The organism is Gordonia sp. (in: high G+C Gram-positive bacteria) (assembly GCF_049647785.1).
Lineage (GTDB): Bacteria > Actinomycetota > Actinomycetes > Mycobacteriales > Mycobacteriaceae > Gordonia.
Map to the genome: position 1 here is coordinate 12297 of NZ_JBARYI010000011.1, position 15279 is coordinate 27575.

The window sequence follows — 15279 nt, forward strand, 5'->3', positions numbered from 1 at the left end:
AGATGAGCCATGAACTACCCGACTGGGTATCGCCGGAAACTGTTGCCGTGCGCGGAGGAATCCTCCGTTCGGGCTTTTTTGAAACCTCCGAGGCGCTGTACCTGAACAGCGGTTACGTGTACGAGACGGCCGAAGCGGCCGAGCGAGCATTTACCGGTGAAGACAAGCGTTTCGTGTACACCCGTTACGGCAATCCGACGGTCGCGATGTTCCAGGAACGACTGCGCCAGATCGAAGGCACCGAGGCGTGTTTCGCGACGGCAAGCGGCATGGCCGCGGTGTTTGTGGCGCTTGGCGCGCTGCTGAAGAGCGGCGACCGACTGGTTGCCGCGCGCAGTCTATTCGGATCCTGCTTCGTGATTTGTAACGAAATCTTGCCGTCGTGGGGCGTGGAGACCGAATTCGTCGACGGTGACGACCTCGAGCAGTGGGAGCGGGCGCTCTCCAAGCCGACCACGGCGGTTTTCTTTGAGACTCCGTCGAACCCGATGCAGACCCTGGTTGACGTGCGAAAAGTTTCGGCTATGGCCCATGCGGCTGGCGCGCAGGTGGTCCTCGACAACGTATTTGCGACGCCGCTTCTGCAGCGCCCGTTGGACCTCGGTGCCGATGTGATCGTGTACTCGGGAACCAAGCACATCGACGGCCAGGGCCGGGTGATGGGTGGCGCTGTCATGGGCACGCAGGAGTTTATTGACGGTCCGGTCCGTGACCTGATGCGGCATACTGGCCCGGCGCTCAGCCCGTTTAACGCGTGGGTGATGCTCAAGGGCCTGGAGACGATGAAACTGCGGCTCGACCAGTCGGTTGCGTCGGCACTCAAGGTCGCCGAGTACTTGGATGCCGATCCGCGCGTCGCGAAGGCGATCTACCCGTTCTTGCCGTCGCACCCGCAGTACGAGTTGGCGCGGTCGCAGATGTCGGGTGGCGGCACGGTCATTACGTTCGAGTTGGCGGAAAAGCCCGGCCTGACTGGCAAGGAACGCGCCTTCGAAATGCTGAATCGCCTGCAGATCATCGACATTTCGAACAATCTCGGTGACGCCAAGACCCTCATCACGCACCCGGCAACTACGACGCACCGGGCGACAGGTCCGGAGGGTCGTGCCGCGATCGGTCTGACTGACTCCATGCTCCGCCTGTCGGTGGGCTTGGAGAATGTCGACGACCTGCTGCGCGACTTGGACGGTGCGCTCGGCTAGTTTTTTCTAGCGGAGCGCGGCGAGCACCGTCTGAAATTTGACGGTGGTTTCGGCGACTTCAGCATCGGGGTCCGATCCGGCGACGATGCCGCCGCCCGCCCACGCGCGAATGCTGGTGCGAGAGGCATCGAGTTCGAGGCAGCGGATGGAAACGACCCATTCGCCGTCGCCTTCGGCATTGCACCAGCCGACGGCGCCCGCGTAGAAATCCCGGCGACCTTCAATCTCGGTGATGAGCTCGGCGGCCGCGGCGGTGGGGGTTCCGCAGACGGCCGGGGTTGGCGACAGGAGTGCGGCCAAGTCGAGAGCGGTCACCGACGGGTCGGCGAGCTGCCCGGTGATCGGTGTTGCCAAATGCCACACATGCCTGGTGGAGGTGGTTTCGGGACGGTCGGGTACCTCGAGACTTGAGCACAGGGGTGCAAGGAGTTCGCGCAGGTAGTCGACAACGTAGCGGTGCTCGCGCAGGTCTTTTGCCGACCGCTGGAGGCTGTCGGCGGCACCGGGAATCTCGGCTCCGTCGGCATCGAATCGCGGGGCCGAGCCAGCGTAGGGGACGCACTGGACCGTGGCACCGCGTTTGCGGAGAAGTAGTTCGGGGCTGGCACCGATGAGCCAGTGGTCGGCAAAGCCGGGGGCGGCACTCAGGTCGGCACCGAACACGGTGGAGCCACCGGCGGTGGCGGCGAAGCGGTCAATCATCGCCTCGGGCTCTACCGGCACCGTGAGCTGCGCGTCGAGACTGCGAGCAACCACCACTTTGTCGACTTGGCCCGCATCAATAGCTTCGATGGCCCGCCGGACGAGGTCCCGGTGGACGGCGTCGGGGGTTACCGTCAGCCGTTCGACAACTGGCGTAACGGCAGCGCGTGCGGTGACGGTCGGGGAAAATTCGACTTCTTCCGGGGCCGTCAGTGATGCGGCACCTTCGGTGTTGAAACCGAGTGCACCACCAACGAATCCGACAGTCCCGGAGGCAAGCGCGGCGGACGCCTCGCGAACCGAGCCGAAGACGCTGCGAACACCGAACCCGCGGACGGATTGTTCAGCGTTCGACAATTGGAACGACAGGCGGGCAGGCACCAAATCAGATTACCTGGGTCCGCTAGATCGACTTTCCGACGGTGATGAGGTCATCGTTGATCAACGACCGCATGAGGTCGCGGGCGGTGGAACCGGCGACGGACTCGTCTGTTGCGGCGTCGATGCCGGACATCACCATGCACTTGTGGTCATCGACCCGGAGGATGGCCTTGGACCATTTCTCGGTGTGTGCCGATGACGATTTGTTCTCTTCCCGGGTAGTCCAGGTATTGCTGTGCGGTGCGTTTTCCGTGCAGTTGGTCGGCACCACAACGATCACATGCACGGGTTCGCCGATACCGGATTCCTTGAAGGTGCTGAGTGACTCGATGATTTGGGTGAGAGGCCGGTTGTCAGCGTCGGCGCGGATAATGACGCCGGTGGTTTCGTCGACGGATTCAGCGGTGGCCGCCCATTCCTCGGGGACCGTGACTTCCACCGAAATGCCGTCGGCGAGGGTAAAGGTCTGCGCGACGGGGTCTGCAGGTCCAGCAACCTTCTTGTTCCACGGTGCAACAATCAGCAGGGTTACCGCGGCTGCCGCGATGGCGACCAGCGCGATAAGCCCGACTATCAGCGGCGCGCGGGAGGCCTTCGGCGGCACCGGCGGCGGCTGATATGGGAACGGCTGCTGAGGGAACGGCTGTTGGACGAACTGCTGCTGGGGGACCGGTCCGTGCTGATAGCCGGGCTGCGGGTCCGGCTGGTTCGGCGGAAAATTCGGATGCACCATTAGAGCGTTCGTCCTCCTCGAAAAGACTCTTCGAACAGACCCTAACGGCGGAAGGTCGCGTACCGGCAGTCGCGGTGTGCGAAATGCTTTTCGTGAATGACGGCGGAGGCTTCAGTCAGGGCTTTTACAGGTCAGCGATGATGATCTTCTTCATTGCCAGCATGTGCTGGTAGGCGTTCGGTCGGGCCATCAGTTCGCCCATGTTTGCGGGCGTCACCTGCCAGCTGACGCCGAACTCGTCGGCGAGCCAACCGCACATCTCGGCTTCGGGGACGGCGGTAAGTCCGTCCCAAATGCGATCGATCTCGGCTTGGTCCGCGCACTGGACTTCCAGCGAGACCCCGCAGTTGAAGGACTCTTGATCGGGACCGCTGGAACTGAGTTCGGGGGTGTCCATGGCGGCGAACCATTGTCCGTTCAACTGGAAGTCGGCGTACATCACCGCTTCCGGGCTCTGCGCGGCCGACGCGACGGTACCGACGGCGCTGGGGGTAAACAATGCCGTGTACTTGGCTATTGCCGCGCGTGCGCGATGTCCGACGTCGCCGGAGAACAGCAGCAGTGGAGTGATGAAGGGCCGCGGTGGGCCTTCGGGGTCGGTCAGCATCAGGTGCCACGTGACCCCGAATTGATCGCGGAGCCACCCGTACCGCTTGCTGTGGGGATATTCATCGAGCGGAACGATGGGGGAGCCGCCGTCCCACAGGATGCCCCACATCGCGTCGAGTTGGTCGCGGGCAGCAGCCTCGCTGGCAAAGCTGGCGGGGTCGAAGTTGAGGAGAAACGAAATGCTTCGGTTCGGAGCAAAGGTGTCGTCGGCATTGATCAACCCGATTCGATAGCCGCCGATTACTACCTCGACGGCGACGGGTAGCCCAGCAAACCGCTGCTGGAACTCGGGGAGACCCTCTGTGGGATACCGACCGAGCACTTGCCACGTCGTGTCAGGGAATGCTGCGGCGTAGAACTGCGCCACTTGCTCAGCATTCGCGTTGCACCACAGGTTCGGGACGATGGACTGCGTCGACATAGGTCACTCCCTGTTCGGACGGTACTTCCAGCGTGCCGACTCCGAACCCGGGGGACAACCCCAAATGCCGTACTTTCCACCCCAAATTGGGATGCAAAGTACGGCACAAGTTGTCAAGCGGACAAACTAGCCCTGGTAGCGGTCGACAGCTTCCTGCGCCACCTTGGCAGCCTGCTCTTTGCCGACCCAGCCACCGGGGTTCACGGACTTCCCGGGTTCGAGATCCTTGTAGTGCTCGAAGAAGTGCGAGATCGCCTTGAGCTCGAACTCGTCGACGTCGCTGATGTCCTGGATCGAGTCCCAGCGCGGGTCCCCAGCGGGGACGGCGAGCAGCTTGTCATCGCCGCCGGCCTCGTCGGTCATGGTGTACATGCCGATGACGCGAGCTCGCACGATGACACCGGGGACGACCGACTCCTGCAGGAGCACCATGGCGTCCAACGGGTCGCCGTCTTCGCCGAGGGTGTGGTCGATGTAGCCGTAGTCGGCGGGGTAACCCATCGAGGTGTAGAGGTAGCGGTCCAGGTAAATTTTGCCGGACTCGTGATCGATCTCGTACTTGTTACGACCACCCTTGAGAATTTCGATGGTGACTTCGTACTCCATGCTGCCTCCTACGGTTACTGCTCAGACTGTCCAGAATTGCTTCAACGGCTGTCAAGGATACTGTTACTAGGGTCGATCACCGACCACAGACCGGAGGATAAGTGGCTCAGCCGACAAGTTCGCCCGCCCGTCGGCCGCGCAAAGTGTTACGCGCGATCCTCGTGGTGTTGCTCGTTGCCGTGTTAGCTGCGGGCGCTGGAGTCGGGTGGTGGCTCTTCGAGAACCGTGCAGATCCCGTTCCCGCAGGAACGCCTGCACGTCCGGCCGCGATGACCTTCGCACCCACCGTGAAGGCTGTGCCATCGACCGCGCCCGAGCCCACCGCGAACGGTGTGCAAAAGGCGATGGCAAAGGCGCTGAAAGACCCGATGCTCGGTGAATTCACTGGTCAGGTGTCTGATCCGCTCACCGGCGAGGTGCTGTGGTCGCAGGGTGCCGACACGCCTCGAGTGCCCGCATCGAACGCGAAGATCTTGACCGCGTCCGCAGTCCTGCTGGAGTTGCCACACGATGCGCGTATCACCACCAAGGTGGTGCTTGGTGCGGACGGGCAGGCGATTCTGGTTGGGGCAGGCGACCCGACCTTGACGACGGCGTCGGCGGGTGAGCCCTCGTTTTACTCCGATCCCGCGCGGATTGCCGACCTGGCGGCCGCGATCAAAAAATCAGGTAAACAGATCACGTCGGTCGCCGTCGACACCTCGTTGTTCACCGGTCCCGGCATGCAAAAGACGTGGGACAAGCGCGACATTGAAGGCGGAGATATCGCACCGATGAGTGCGCTCACCGTCGACGGGGCCCGCCTCAAACCGCTCGACGAGTACTCGCCGCGAACGGACGATCCGGCCCTGGCCGCCGGACGTGCATTGGCCGATGAGCTCGGCTTGAACAGTCAGGTCACTGAAGTCACGGCACCGTCGGGTGCGCCGACCATCGCGACCGTCAAGTCCGCACCGCTCACGGTCCGGGTTGGCGACATGATGCGCTTCAGCGACAACGTGCTCGCCGAGCAACTCGCCATCGAACTGTCGGTGGCGACCGGCGGGGAGGCCAGTATTGAGGGCGGTGCGCACGCCGTCCTGGCGACCTTGCAGAAGAACAAGTTCGACGTCGAGGGCACGGTACTCGTCGACGCCTCGGGTCTCTCATACTCCGATCGCGTCACCGCTTCGCTGCTCGACGAACTGATGTCGGCTGCCGCAGGTAACGGTCAGCCCGCATTGCGGTCGCTGCTCGATTCACTCCCGGTGGCCCACGGGACGGGCACCTTGACCGACCGTTTCGACCCCGACAAAACCAACGGTGCCGGCTGGATTCGCGGCAAGACCGGAACACTCACGGGTGTCAGTTCGTTGACCGGAATAGTGCAGACCGTCGACGGCCGCGTTCTCGCGTTCGCGATGATTTCTGGCGGCACCTCGCCCGCCGATGCACGGCCCGCCGTTGACGCGGTGGTTGGCACGCTCCGCGACTGCGGTTGCCGCACCTGATCGATCGGAAGGAAAACCGTGAACAGTGTTACCGAGAGTTCAGTGCCCAACGAGAGTCCAGTACCCGACGAGTTGGCCGATGCCGGACCGGTGGAAAACATCGATTGGGGTGTCGCCGCGTCGATCGGTAAGCGCATCGCGCGGCCCGGGCCGCGTGTGACCCGCTACACCTACGAACGGGCCAACGACGAACTGCTCGACGCGGCCGTGCGTGCCGAAGGACCCGTTCGCGAGGTGACGGGACTGGCCGACGGTCTCGCCGTCCCGACCGCGCAGGTCTTGGATCGTTCCGGCTGGATCGACGCCGCCACGCGCTCGATGCCCGCCATGCTGGGCGCAGCCGACGACTCGAACTCGTCGTACGGCTTGAGCGGCAAGCTCGCTGGCGTGCAGGCCGGCGGGTTGCTGGCGTTCATGTCGAGCGCGATTCTCGGACAATACGATCCGTTTAGCCCCGACCCGGCGACCGGGGAGCCCGGCGTCTTGATGCTGGTGGCACCGAACATCATCGCGGTGGAACGACAACTGCGCGCCGACCCCTCCGACTTCCGGTTGTGGGTCTGTCTGCATGAGGTGACCCACCGCGTGCAGTTCTCGGCCAACCCGTGGCTGCCGGACTATATGCGCAGCAATATCGGGCAGTTGACGGGCGACGGCGACGACTCGGCGTCGGAGCTGGTGGGCCGCATCACCGAGAGTCTGCGCAGCGGTAAGCCGCGCGAAAAGGGTGTAATCGGACTGATGCAACTGCTGCAGTCGCCCGAACAATTCGAGGCCTTTGAACGAGTCTTGGTGCTCGGCACACTGCTGGAAGGTCACGCCGACCACGTGATGGACGCTGTCGGCCCGGCGCACGTGCCGTCCGTGGCGTCGATCCGCGCTGCGTTTGATCAGCGTCGCACCGCACCGAAGAACCCCCTGCAGCGCATCATCCGCGCGCTCATCGGCATGGACGCCAAGATGGCGCAGTACATCCGCGGCAAGGCCTTCGTCGATCACGTCGTCGATGCTGTCGGGATGGAAGCATTCAACACCATTTGGACGTCGGCGGAGACCATGCCGCTGATGGCGGAGATTGGCGACCCGGACGCGTGGATCAAGCGGGTTCTGTAGCGGCCCAGCGGGCCCTGATCGGGGCGGTCCGCGGCTTTGCTCAACGCTATTGCCGGGACAGCCCGCTATGCATTGGCCTCTCGGGCGGGGCGGATTCGCTCGCGTTGACCGCGGCCGCGGTCCGCGCCGGGTTAACGGTGCATGCCGTGGTGGTCGATCACCAGCTGCAGGCGGGATCGAGTGCGGTGGCCCAGCGTGCGGCTGCCGTCGCCCGCGATCTGGGAGCGACAGCGCAGGTACAAGCGGTCAACGTCGACGGGCCCGGCGGCATGGAAGCGGCGGCACGACAAGCGCGGTACGCGGCTTTCAACGACGTTCGCGACGGACGCCCGGTACTGCTCGGACACACCCTCGACGATCAAGCCGAGACCGTCCTGCTGGGCCTCGGCCGTGGCTCGGGGTCGCGTTCGCTGGCGGGGATGCGCGAGTGGTCGTCGCCCTGGGGGCGCCCACTGCTGGGTTTGCGACGGTCGCAGACGCGCGCGGCCTGCCAGGGGTGGGACTTACCGATCTGGGACGACCCGCACAACGAGGATCCCCGCTTTACTCGCGTGCGCCTCCGAAACGAAGTGCTGCCGCTGCTGGACGAAGTCCTCGGCGGTGGGGTGCCGGAGGCGTTAGCGCGCACGGCGAGGCAACTGCAAGACGACGCCGACGCGCTCGATATGCCCGCTGCGGACCTTCTTGAAGAGTGTACGTACGGGCGAGTGCTGGATATCGCGCCGATCGTCGGGGTTTGGGCGGCTGTACGAACGCGGGTGGTCCGCTCGTGGCTGCTTTCGGTCGGCGCTCCGGAACCGAATTTTCGTGTCGTCTCGGCCGTAGATTCTCTCATTGTCGATTGGTCTGGGCAGGGAGCGGTTGCTGTCGGCGGCGACAGCGATTCCCGACTTCTGGTGGCGCGAGAAGGCGATGAGCTTCGGGCGTACCGCGACCAGCGGTGACCTGGCACACGCGGATCTGTGGCCTGCCGGTAACTGGTGATTGTTCTGTCAGTGTCTTGTGCGAAGCTATATGGGTGGACCGCAACGACAGTTATGGCGATGACATCGAAGAAGTCCTGATCACTCAGGAGCAAATTTATGCGCGAACAGTAGAGATGGCTCAGGCCGTCGGCGAACGGTACAAGGACGCCGCCGAGGATCTGGTGTTGATCGGTGTCCTCAAGGGTGCCGTCATGTTCATGACCGACTTCGCTCGGGCGCTGCCGATCCCGTCGCAACTCGAGTTCATGGCTGTCTCGAGCTACGGCTCGTCCACCTCATCGTCGGGCGTGGTCCGGATTTTGAAAGACCTCGACCGTGACATCACTGGCCGCGACGTCCTGATTGTCGAAGACATCATCGATTCCGGCCTCACCCTGTCGTGGCTGATTAAGAACCTCGCGACGCGCTCGCCGCGTTCGCTTGAGGTGGTGACGCTGCTCCGCAAGCCCGATGCTGTGCGCGCGCAGTTGGACGTCGCCGACGTCGGCTTCGACATTCCGAACGAGTTCGTCGTTGGTTACGGACTCGACTACGCCGAGCGGTACCGCGACCTGTCGTTCGTTGGACGGCTCCACCCGTCGGTGTATTCGCACTAATCTTGGTCCTAATGTCTCTGCCTTAATGGTCGTCCTGCTGACTTGCCGTCACAGGAACAATGGGCGCACCCGGTGCGTTGACGATTAAGTTGACAACTCAGGGGTGCAGGTAGCCTCGAATTTGAGCCGACGGGAAGGACAAATGGGCACGGCGACGGGCGGGGAGCCCCTCACACGTCGACCGAATCCACGCGTATCCGAATGAATCGCAAGACACTGTTCCGGAATCTGGCCATTGTGGCCGTCATTCTGTTTGCCATCTGGGGCTTCAGCATGATGCGAAATTCCGACCGCGAGTACACCGACGTCGACACGTCGATCGCGATGACCCAGTTGGACCAGAAGAACGTGAAGTCGGTTCAGATCGACGACCGCGAGCAGCGACTCCGCATCACGTTGACCAAGCCGATCAAGGTCGGTGATTCTGATGCCACCAAGATTTCGACGCAGTATCCCGCCGGGGTCAGCAACCGTATCTTCAACACGGTCAGCAACTCCGGTGCCGAGTACCAGACCAACGTCACCAAGGATTCCGGGATCTGGCAGTCGCTGCTGATCTTTGTGCTGCCGATGGTGATCCTGTTCGGCCTGTTCTTCTTCGTCATGAGCCGCATGCAAGGCGGCAAGGGCGGCGTGATGGGCTTTGGTAAGTCCAAGGCCAAGCAGTTGTCTAAAGACATGCCGAAGACCACGTTCGCCGATGTCGCCGGTGCCGATGAAGCCGTCGAAGAACTCGACGAAATCCGTGACTTCCTGCAGAACCCGTCCCGCTACCAGGCACTCGGCGCCAAGATCCCGAAGGGCGTCCTGCTGTACGGCCCTCCCGGAACCGGTAAGACGCTGCTAGCGCGGGCCGTCGCCGGTGAGGCGGGCGTGCCGTTCTTCACGATTTCCGGTTCGGACTTCGTCGAAATGTTTGTCGGTGTGGGTGCCTCCCGCGTCCGTGACCTGTTTGAACAGGCCAAGGCCAGCAGTCCGTGCATCATCTTCGTTGACGAGATCGACGCGGTCGGTCGCCAGCGCGGTGCTGGCATGGGCGGCGGTCACGACGAACGTGAGCAGACCCTGAATCAGCTCCTGGTGGAGATGGACGGCTTCGGTGATCGGTCCGGCGTCATTGTGATGGCTGCGACCAACCGCCCCGACATCTTGGATCCGGCGCTGCTGCGTCCCGGACGCTTCGACCGCCAGATCCCGGTCAGCAACCCCGACATCGCGGGCCGCCGCGCCATCTTGGCCGTGCACTCCAAGGGCAAGCCGATTGCCCCCGACGCTGATCTCGACGGATTGGCCAAGCGGACACCGGGGATGAGCGGTGCCGACCTCGCGAACGTCATCAACGAGGCCGCCCTCCTGACGGCGCGCGAGCACAAGACGGTGATCTCCGGTGAGGCGCTCGAGGAAGCTGTCGACCGCGTGGTGGGTGGACCGCGACGCAAGAGCCGCGTTATCAGCGAACACGAGAAGAAGGTCGTGGCGTACCACGAGAGCGGCCACACGCTTGCCGCGTGGGCGATGCCCGACCTCGACCCGATTTACAAGGTCACCATCCTGGCGCGAGGACGCACCGGCGGTCACGCGCTGGCCGTGCCCGAGCAGGACAAAGAGCTGATGACCCGCTCGGAGATGCTCGCCCGCCTCGTCATGGCAATGGGTGGTCGTGCCGCAGAAGAGTTGGTCTTCCATGAGCCGACGACGGGTGCGAGCTCCGATATCGATCAGGCCACCAAGATTGCCCGCGCAATGGTCACCGAATACGGCATGAGTGCCAAGCTCGGGGCGGTCCGTTATGGCCAAGACCAGGGCGACCCGTTCATGGGCCGCGGCATGGGCGGCGGAGTGGAATACTCCGCAGATGTCGCTGCCGAGATCGACACCGAGGTTCGAAACCTGATTGAGGCGGCGCACACCGAAGCGTGGGCGATTCTCAACCAGTACCGCGATGTACTCGACGTCCTCGCCGGCGAATTGCTGGAGAAGGAAACGCTGATCCGCAAGGACCTCGAGGACATCTTGCGCGATGTCATCAAGCGGCCCCGCATCACCAAATTCGACGAGTTCGGTGAGCGTACGCCGAGCACGAAACCGCCGATCAAGACGAAGGGTGAACTCGCCGTCGAACGCGGCGAGCCGTGGCCTCCCGTCGAGGAACCGGTGGTGCCCGCGGTGCCGCAGCCGGTGTACGGCGATCCGGCCCAGCAGGGCGCCGGCCAGCATTACGGGCAACCGCAGTATGGTCAGCCGCAATACGGTGGTCAGCCCCAGTACGGGCAGCCCCAGTACGGCCAACCGCAGTACGGCCAACCGCAGTACGGGCAGCCACAGAACGGGCAGCCGTATGGCCAACCCCAGTACGGGCAGCCTGCTTACGGACAGCCGTACGGCCAGCCTCAGCCGGTTCAGCCGCAACACGGTCAGGAGGCGCCGCAGGGTGCGCCTTCCGATGGTGACTCGCGCAACGACCCGGTGGCGCCGCCGAATGACGCATCACGTCCCGGGCACGGAACCCGCCCCGACTACGGCGCCCCGCGCGACTGGTCGGCACCCGGATGGCCGCCCGCAGACGAGCCACGCGACGGTCAGTGAGGAGACCCGATATGACGAACACCAGCAACGTGAATGGCGTAGATCCGCACGCCGTCGACGGCCTCGTTGTTCCGGCACCCGAGGGACAGCGCGATTTTGACCAAGCGCGAGCCGAGGCCGCCGTCCGGGAACTCCTCATCGCGGTGGGCGAGGATCCCGACCGGGAAGGCCTGGTGCGCACACCCACCCGCGTGGCCAACGCCTACCGGGAAATGTTCGCGGGCCTCTACACCAACCCCGACGATGTGCTCGCCACTGTCTTTGACGAGAACCACGAAGAACTCGTCCTCGTCAAAGACATCCCGATGTACTCGACCTGCGAGCATCACCTGGTGTCATTTCACGGGGTGGCGCACGTCGGCTACATCCCCGGCGAGACCGGTCAGGTGACCGGACTGTCGAAGCTGGCCCGGGTTGTGGACCTGTATGCCAAACGCCCGCAGGTCCAGGAACGACTAACCAGCCAGATCGCCGACGCGATCGTGCGCAAGTTGAATCCGCGCGGCGTGATCGTGGTGATTGAAGCCGAGCACCTGTGCATGGCGATGCGAGGTATCCGCAAACCGGGTGCCAGCACCACCACGTCGGCGGTGCGCGGACTGTTTAAAACCAGCGTGGTTTCCCGCGGAGAAGCACTGGACTTGATTACCCGGTGACCTCGGAACGTCCCTCGGCCGGCGAAGATCGCACGCTCGTCATGGGCGTGCTGAACGTGACTGCCGATTCGTTCTCCGACGGCGGCCAGTTTCTTCAGGTCGATAAGGCGATCGCGCACGGTTTGGAATTGCTGGAGGCCGGTGCCGACATCATCGATGTCGGGGGCGAATCGACGCGTCCCGGCGCGATTCGTGTTGACCCGAAAGCCGAATCGGGGCGGGTGGTACCGGTCATCCGAGAATTGGTGGCCGCCGGAGCCCGGGTGTCTGTCGACACGATGCGCGCCGCTGTTGCCGCCGATGCGCTGGAAGCTGGCGCTGGCCTGGTCAACGATGTCTCTGGCGGCCGGGCAGATGCTGACATGGCTCGGGTCCTCGCCGACGCATCGGTCCCGTGGATCCTGATGCATTGGCGGCCAGCCGACAATGCGCCGAGCGGGCAGCGCCACTTCACCCACCGCATCGACGAAGCGGGCGGCTACCGCGATGTGGTTGCCGAGGTCTCCGGTGAACTGCTCGGGCAGGTGGATGCCGCTGTCGCAGCGGGCGTCGATCCCGATGCGATCATCCTCGATCCGGGACTCGGCTTCGCGAAGAACGCCGATCACAACTGGGCACTGCTGCATTCCCTCCCGACCCTCGTCGGACTGGGATTCCCGGTCCTGATCGGGGCGTCTCGCAAACGTTTCCTCGGCTCGCTGCTCGCGCGGGACGGTGTGGATCGGCCCCCGGCGGGCCGCGAAGTTGCGACCGCCGCCATCTCCGCGCTGTCGGCAGCCGGTGGTGCCTGGGGCGTTCGCGTGCACGACGTCGCGTCGAGTCGCGACGCCATCGAAGTGGCCCTCGCCTGGCGTGGCGGCGGTCGGAGAGGCAATGAACATGGCTGACCGCATCGAACTCAAGGGGCTCCGAGTCCGAGGTAATCACGGTGTCTTCGATCACGAACGCCGCGACGGCCAAGAGTTCATCATTGACATCACCCTGTGGCTCGATCTGCAGGCTGCGGCCGCGAGCGACAACCTTGCAGACACCGTCGACTACGGTTCGCTGGCGCAAACCGCCCACGACATCGTGGCGGGCACGCCGCGCAATCTCATTGAAACCGTCGGCGCGGAAATTGCCGACGCCATCATGGGCGATGATCGGATCTCGGCGTGTGAGGTGACCGTCCACAAGCCGTCCGCGCCGATCCCGCTGACCTTCGACGACGTCGCCGTGGTGACCCGGCGGTCGATTAAGACGGCAGCCATCGCCGCAGCTCGACGGGCCACACCGTGACGACGCGGGTGGTCCTGTCCGCAGGATCGAACATCGGCGACTCGAGGGGACACTTGCAGGCGGTCGTCGACGCCGTCGGGGCTGACCTCATTGCTGCCTCGGCGGTGTATTCGACGCCGCCGTGGGGCGGCGTCGATCAGGACGACTTTGCCAACATCACGCTCATCGCGGAAGGCTCCCGGACCCCGAGACAGTGGCTCGAATTCTGTTGGGAACTCGAACGCGTCGCCGACCGCGTCCGTAACGAACGTTGGGGCCCCAGAACTCTCGACGTCGACGTGGTGGCCGCGGAAACCGACGGTGAGCCGGTGATCTCCGACGACGACGAACTCACCCTGCCGCATCCGCGAGCGTCGCAGCGGGCCTTCGTGTTGGTGCCGTGGCTGGAAATCGATCCGGACGCAACCCTGTGGACCGCTAGCGGGGAGCAGTCTGTCGTCGAGCTGGTGGCTGCCCTCGACGCCGACGATGTAGCCGCAGTTCGGCGCTTGGAGGCAACGCCGTGACGGGCCTCGGGCCAGTGGGGGAGAAGCACGATCCGGAGGGGGAGGGCCACAAACTCGGTCCGATCCGCTTCCGGGACTTGACGGCGGTCGCGGTGGTGGCGGGCCTGGCGATGTGGATCCTGATCCACTACAACTACGGCTCGTTCCCCGACCTACCCCTGCTGTCGGGCCTTTCCCTGTACGTGGTTGCGGCCCTGGAAGTCGTCATTGGATTCGTCGTCAAGAAGCGCATCGCCAACCGTGAAGTCGGCCGGGCGGGCGGGCAACTCCATCCGATCAATGCCGCGCGACTCGTCGCCCTGGCGAAGGCGTCGGCCATTCTCGGTGCCGTCGCCGCGGGCGGGTGGACCGGAGTGCTGATTTTCCTGATGCAGAACGGCATTCTCGATGCCGCGCGTCAGGATCGGCCGGGAGCCATCATCGGGCTGGTCGGCGGCGTCGTTCTCACCGCTGCGGCGATGTGGTTGGAGCACTGCTGTCGGGCTCCCGATGATCCGTCGGCGGACGAATTCGACTCTGCCCCGGATAGTCCGCCAAGCTTGGCCTAGTGCAGGCAATACCCGACACGGCCCACGTGCTAACCCCGTTAGCAGCGGCAATAGCGGTAAGTTTGGCCAATGACCACTAGGGAACGATCCGAAGAGGCCAAAACAAAGCGACCGTCCACGGCTGGACAATGGCTCATCGGGTTGTTGGTTTTGCTGGCGCTCATCGCGAGCCTGCTAATGGTGCTCGGAAATGACTTTTCGATCCAGGCGACCCTAGCCGTAATTGCCGCGCTGTGGGCAGCGGTCATCGGTGCAGTCCTGGTGACCAAGTACCGGCGGCAGGCCGACGTCGCCGAGTCACGCAGTCGTGACCTCAGGCTCGTCTACGAGCTGCAATTGGAACGCGAGATCTCGGCCCGCAGACAGTACGAGTCCGACGTTGAGGTGGCGATCCGCCAGGAAATCTCAGCGGAATCGAACGTGGAACTAGACGAGCTCAAGGCCCAAGTATTGGCGCTTCGGTCGAGTCTGGAGCAGTTGCTCGGCAAGCCGCTTCCCGATGCCCGGGTGGCGATTGGCCTCGAACGTCCCCGCGAATTGGGTGCCGGTCGTACCGGATACACCGCCGCAGCCGCGGACGATCGCTTCGTTGCCGATCGTGACTTCGCGACCACCGCACCGCCCTCGGATACGGGCCGCCACGTGCCGACCGAACCGCAGGACGTCGAAGAAGTCGATCCGGTCGAGATGACGGAAATCATCCCGGTTGTCACCGAAGATCCCGAAGCCGACGAAACGCCCCAGACCGGACCGTTCGATCGCGTCGCCTACAGTGCGCAGGCCTACGAGCCGCCGGCCGGGCCTTCCCAGCAGCCCCGTCCCCAGCAGCCCCGCGCCGAACAGGCCCGCGCCGAACAGCCCCGACC

General features: G+C 64.1%; 16 protein-coding genes. 12 read left to right on the forward strand and 4 right to left on the reverse strand.

Annotated features, from left to right (window positions below):
- Nucleotides 1-2 precede the first annotated feature (2 nt).
- Entirely contained in the window at nucleotides 3-1202 is a 1200-nt protein-coding gene (locus tag WBA38_RS01115) for an O-succinylhomoserine sulfhydrylase (RefSeq protein WP_424297494.1), read from the forward strand.
- 6 nt (nucleotides 1203-1208) lie between these two features.
- On the opposite strand, the gene WBA38_RS01120 is transcribed toward WBA38_RS01115, so the two are convergent.
- The 4 genes from WBA38_RS01120 to WBA38_RS01135 all read right to left on the reverse strand — a co-directional run bounded on the left by WBA38_RS01120 (nucleotide 1209) and on the right by WBA38_RS01135 (nucleotide 4654).
- Nucleotides 1209-2285, reverse strand: coding sequence for an isochorismate synthase (locus WBA38_RS01120; protein ID WP_424321846.1), 1077 nt, complete (start codon nucleotides 2283-2285; stop codon nucleotides 1209-1211).
- Between the two features lie 22 nt (nucleotides 2286-2307).
- Nucleotides 2308-3018, reverse strand: a complete 711-nt coding sequence (locus WBA38_RS01125) for a hypothetical protein (protein ID WP_424321847.1) — start codon at nucleotides 3016-3018, stop codon at nucleotides 2308-2310.
- A 124-nt stretch (nucleotides 3019-3142) separates the two neighbouring features.
- Nucleotides 3143-4048, reverse strand: a complete 906-nt coding sequence (locus WBA38_RS01130) for a VOC family protein (RefSeq protein ID WP_424297488.1) — start codon at nucleotides 4046-4048, stop codon at nucleotides 3143-3145.
- 126 nt (nucleotides 4049-4174) lie between these two features.
- Nucleotides 4175-4654, reverse strand: coding sequence for an inorganic diphosphatase (locus WBA38_RS01135; RefSeq protein ID WP_424297486.1), 480 nt, complete (start codon nucleotides 4652-4654; stop codon nucleotides 4175-4177).
- A gap of 101 nt (nucleotides 4655-4755) precedes the next feature.
- Here WBA38_RS01135 and dacB point away from each other — a divergent pair, with 101 nt between their 5' ends.
- The 11 genes from dacB to WBA38_RS01190 form a co-directional block, all read left to right on the forward strand.
- Nucleotides 4756-6144: a D-alanyl-D-alanine carboxypeptidase/D-alanyl-D-alanine endopeptidase gene (gene dacB / locus WBA38_RS01140; protein WP_424297484.1), complete on the forward strand. Its 1389-nt coding sequence runs from the start codon at nucleotides 4756-4758 to the stop codon at nucleotides 6142-6144.
- 42 nt (nucleotides 6145-6186) lie between these two features.
- Nucleotides 6187-7257 carry a zinc-dependent metalloprotease gene (locus WBA38_RS01145; RefSeq protein WP_424297514.1) on the forward strand — a complete coding sequence of 357 codons (1071 nt, stop codon included), beginning with the start codon at nucleotides 6187-6189 and terminating at the stop codon, nucleotides 7255-7257.
- Entirely contained in the window at nucleotides 7236-8201 is a 966-nt protein-coding gene (tilS, locus tag WBA38_RS01150; RefSeq protein WP_424321848.1) for a tRNA lysidine(34) synthetase TilS, read from the forward strand. The genes WBA38_RS01145 and tilS overlap by 22 nt, the downstream gene beginning before the upstream one ends.
- A gap of 74 nt (nucleotides 8202-8275) precedes the next feature.
- Nucleotides 8276-8839, forward strand: a complete 564-nt coding sequence (gene hpt, locus WBA38_RS01155) for a hypoxanthine phosphoribosyltransferase (RefSeq protein ID WP_424297481.1) — start codon at nucleotides 8276-8278, stop codon at nucleotides 8837-8839.
- A 201-nt stretch (nucleotides 8840-9040) separates the two neighbouring features.
- Complete coding sequence (gene ftsH, locus WBA38_RS01160) at nucleotides 9041-11425, forward strand: ATP-dependent zinc metalloprotease FtsH (protein WP_424321849.1); 2385 nt, start codon at nucleotides 9041-9043, stop codon at nucleotides 11423-11425.
- A gap of 11 nt (nucleotides 11426-11436) precedes the next feature.
- Nucleotides 11437-12081, forward strand: coding sequence for a GTP cyclohydrolase I FolE (folE, locus tag WBA38_RS01165; RefSeq protein ID WP_424321850.1), 645 nt, complete (start codon nucleotides 11437-11439; stop codon nucleotides 12079-12081).
- Nucleotides 12082-12122: 41 nt separating this feature from the next.
- Nucleotides 12123-12968 carry a dihydropteroate synthase gene (folP, locus tag WBA38_RS01170; RefSeq protein WP_424297512.1) on the forward strand — a complete coding sequence of 282 codons (846 nt, stop codon included), beginning with the start codon at nucleotides 12123-12125 and terminating at the stop codon, nucleotides 12966-12968.
- Entirely contained in the window at nucleotides 12961-13359 is a 399-nt protein-coding gene (folB, locus tag WBA38_RS01175; protein WP_424297476.1) for a dihydroneopterin aldolase, read from the forward strand. Before folP ends, folB begins: the two co-directional genes overlap by 8 nt.
- Nucleotides 13356-13865: a 2-amino-4-hydroxy-6-hydroxymethyldihydropteridine diphosphokinase gene (folK, locus tag WBA38_RS01180; protein WP_424297475.1), complete on the forward strand. Its 510-nt coding sequence runs from the start codon at nucleotides 13356-13358 to the stop codon at nucleotides 13863-13865. The genes folB and folK overlap by 4 nt, the downstream gene beginning before the upstream one ends.
- Nucleotides 13862-14413, forward strand: coding sequence for a DUF3180 domain-containing protein (locus WBA38_RS01185; RefSeq protein WP_424297473.1), 552 nt, complete (start codon nucleotides 13862-13864; stop codon nucleotides 14411-14413). Before folK ends, WBA38_RS01185 begins: the two co-directional genes overlap by 4 nt.
- Before the next feature lie 69 nt (nucleotides 14414-14482).
- A partial coding sequence (locus WBA38_RS01190) for a DUF6779 domain-containing protein (RefSeq protein ID WP_424321851.1) occupies nucleotides 14483-15279 on the forward strand: 797 nt, incomplete at its 3' end.

Coding starts and splice junctions, on each gene's coding strand:
- folE (WP_424321850.1), top strand. CDS start 11,437: ATGACGAACACCAGCAACGTGAATGGCGTAGATCCGCACGCCGTCGAC.
- folB (WP_424297476.1), top strand. CDS start 12,961: ATGGCTGACCGCATCGAACTCAAGGGGCTCCGAGTCCGAGGTAATCAC.
- WBA38_RS01115 (WP_424297494.1), top strand. CDS start 3: ATGAGCCATGAACTACCCGACTGGGTATCGCCGGAAACTGTTGCCGTG.
- folP (WP_424297512.1), top strand. CDS start 12,123: ATGGGCGTGCTGAACGTGACTGCCGATTCGTTCTCCGACGGCGGCCAG.
- WBA38_RS01135 (WP_424297486.1), bottom strand. CDS start 4,654: ATGGAGTACGAAGTCACCATCGAAATTCTCAAGGGTGGTCGTAACAAG.
- WBA38_RS01125 (WP_424321847.1), bottom strand. CDS start 3,018: ATGGTGCATCCGAATTTTCCGCCGAACCAGCCGGACCCGCAGCCCGGC.
- ftsH (WP_424321849.1), top strand. CDS start 9,041: ATGAATCGCAAGACACTGTTCCGGAATCTGGCCATTGTGGCCGTCATT.
- WBA38_RS01130 (WP_424297488.1), bottom strand. CDS start 4,048: ATGTCGACGCAGTCCATCGTCCCGAACCTGTGGTGCAACGCGAATGCT.